The sequence below is a fragment of the Neisseria sp. P0021.S005 genome (assembly GCF_051956955.1).
The window spans coordinates 1-2,298 of the sequence record NZ_JBQCWY010000485.1 but is presented as its reverse complement, the minus strand read 5'-3'; the positions used below and the strand labels follow the sequence as shown (position 1 = coordinate 2,298).

Annotated in this window: 3 protein-coding genes and 1 pseudogene; all 4 read right to left on the bottom strand. The window is 50.3% G+C overall.

Features of this window, described 5'->3' with window-relative positions; all coding sequences use genetic code 11:
* Positions 1 to 15: 15 nt before the first annotated feature.
* Complete coding sequence (locus ACTHUE_RS15915) at positions 16 to 312, bottom strand: helix-turn-helix domain-containing protein (protein WP_003680641.1); 297 nt, start codon at positions 310 to 312, stop codon at positions 16 to 18.
* A gap of 404 nt (positions 313 to 716) precedes the next feature.
* Positions 717 to 1,517: a type I methionyl aminopeptidase gene (gene map / locus ACTHUE_RS15910; RefSeq protein ID WP_223168906.1), complete on the bottom strand. Its 801-nt coding sequence runs from the start codon at positions 1,515 to 1,517 to the stop codon at positions 717 to 719.
* Positions 1,518 to 1,559: 42 nt separating this feature from the next.
* On the bottom strand, positions 1,560 to 2,153 hold the full coding sequence (locus ACTHUE_RS15905; protein ID WP_070649309.1) for a hypothetical protein: 594 nt from the start codon (positions 2,151 to 2,153) through the stop codon (positions 1,560 to 1,562).
* 67 nt (positions 2,154 to 2,220) lie between these two features.
* A pseudogene (locus ACTHUE_RS15900) lies at positions 2,221 to 2,298 on the bottom strand (BON domain-containing protein); the annotation flags it as partial.

Genomic DNA, 2,298 nt, shown 5'->3' with positions numbered 1-2,298 from the left:
TTTTGAATGGCTTGATTATTTGCCTTTGTTGTCGGCTTTGGCTTCTTTTTTCAGAGAAGCGTACAACTCAGGGTCGCGGTTTTTCAGCAGGGAAGCAACGGCCAAGTCGTCACGGTTGACTTTAGCTAAATCTACGCGCTCGATATGTACCAAACGCAGCAATTCGCGTACAGGTTTAGGCATATTGCGGCCGGATTCGTAACGGGAACCACCGGATTGAGTCACACCAATGCGGCTCCAGAAGTCCATTTGGTTCAGGCCGAGTTTTTTACGGATATCGCGGATGTTTTCAATTTTTTCGAACGATTTCATGAATCTTCCTTATTGTGGTATTTGTTGCATGCCTCTAGGCATAAAAATGGGTCTGCAAGAATGCCGGCATCCCTTTTCCTGTAGGCTTTTGGGGTGATATGTGGGCGTATTGCAAATGACTGATCTAGATAATTAGACAGTATATTCGAAAGAAGTTTGCCGCTGTTTGCCATAATTTGTGTAAATATTTCTTAATTCATTATTTCGTATAATTTTTGGCATATAAATCATCAAATTATGCGATTATCTTAAATATGGCGTGGGCAAATTTTTACACAACTAAACAATTCATTATGGGTAAAAACTTAATTTTGAGCTTTTATTCGGTTTGACGGGTCGGGAAAACGGATAAATTTCAGGCCGTCTGAATCTGTATTTTCAGACGGCCTGAAAATTTTTCAAGTTTAAGGCTTGCCGGTGGCAGGGCTGATGGTGAGGATTTCGTAGCCGGTTTCGGTAACCAAGACTTCGTGTTCCCATTGGGCGGAAAGGGAGCGGTCTTTGGTGACCACTGTCCAACCGTCGTTCAGGATGCGCAGGTGGCGTTTGCCTTGGTTGATCATCGGCTCGATGGTAAAAATCATACCCGGTTTGAGGACGAGGCCCTGACCTTTGCGGCCGTAGTGGACCACTTGCGGCGCTTCGTGGAAACCGCGGCCGATGCCGTGGCCGCAGAATTCTTGAACTACGGAGTAGCCGGCATTTTCGGCAACCTGTTGGCAGGCATAGCCGACATCGCCGAGGGTGGCGCCGGGTTTGACTGCTTCGATACCCGCCATCATGGAGGCGTGGGTCACGTCGATCAGGCGCTGGGCAATCGGGGAGACTTTGCCAACGGTAAACATGCGGCTGGAATCGCCGTGGAAGCCGTCTTTTTTAATGGTCAGGTCGATGTTGACGATGTCGCCTTCTTTCAGCGGCTTGTCATCGGGAATGCCGTGGCAGATGACGTGGTTGACGGAGGTACAGCAGGATTTCGGGTAGGGCGGGTTGCCGTAGTTGAGGGGGGCGGGATAACCGCCTTGAACGTTGACGTGGTAATCGTAAACGAGTTTGTCGATTTCGTTGGTGGTGACGCCGGGTTTGACGAATTGGCCGATGTAATCGAGGGCTTCGGCGACCAAGCGGCCGAGTTCGCGCATTTTTTCGATTTCTTCGGGGGTTTTGATGATGACTTTGTCCATGAGGTTTCCTTCTTGTTTCAGACGGCATGGGGGCCGTCTGAACGGGACGGGTGTGCCGTCTGTTTAAAACAGGTTGTCGAGATTGTCTTTATTGCGCGGTTTGGCTTGTGGTTTGGCCTCAGGTTCGGCTTTGGGAGTCGGTTTGGCCTCAGGCTCGGCTTTGGGAGTCGGTTTGGACTCGGGGGCTTTGGCTTTTGCCGATTTGTTTTCTACCGGCTGGCTGTCTGTTTGAGGTGTGTTTTGAGCGGCAGGGCTGCTGTTGTCGGATTGTGTGTTTTCTGATTTGTCGGCTTCAACGCGTTTGTTTTCTGTGCGTTTGCTGCGGTGTGTAGTGGGGCGGTCGGTTTTTACACCTTCTTCCGCTTTTTCGCCTTTTTCGTCTTGTGGGACGACAGGATTGCCGGAGGCGGTTTTTGCGTCGCCGTCTTTGGCAGGTTGAACGGTTTCAGGTTCGACTGCGCCGTTGGGGCGCCAAACTTCAATGCGTGTGTCGGTTTGTTCGGCAGGGCTTTTTTCTGGTACGTCGGTTTTACCGGAGTTTAGGGTGCTGAATACGCCGGCAACAAGGGCTGCGACGGCGATAAAGCTGACAAGGAATAAAGCGCGGATTAGGTGTTTGGGCTTAAGTTGGAAAGGAGTTTTATTATTCTTTGACATGATGGGTCGGGTAATCGTTGGAGGAATGGCCGTCTGAATATTCAGACGGCCCCGGGTTGCCTGTGAATCAGTTGGCAACGTAGTTTTGATAGAGGGTCACGACTTTTTGTACGCCGACGGTCGTGCTGACTTTTTGGGTCACGCG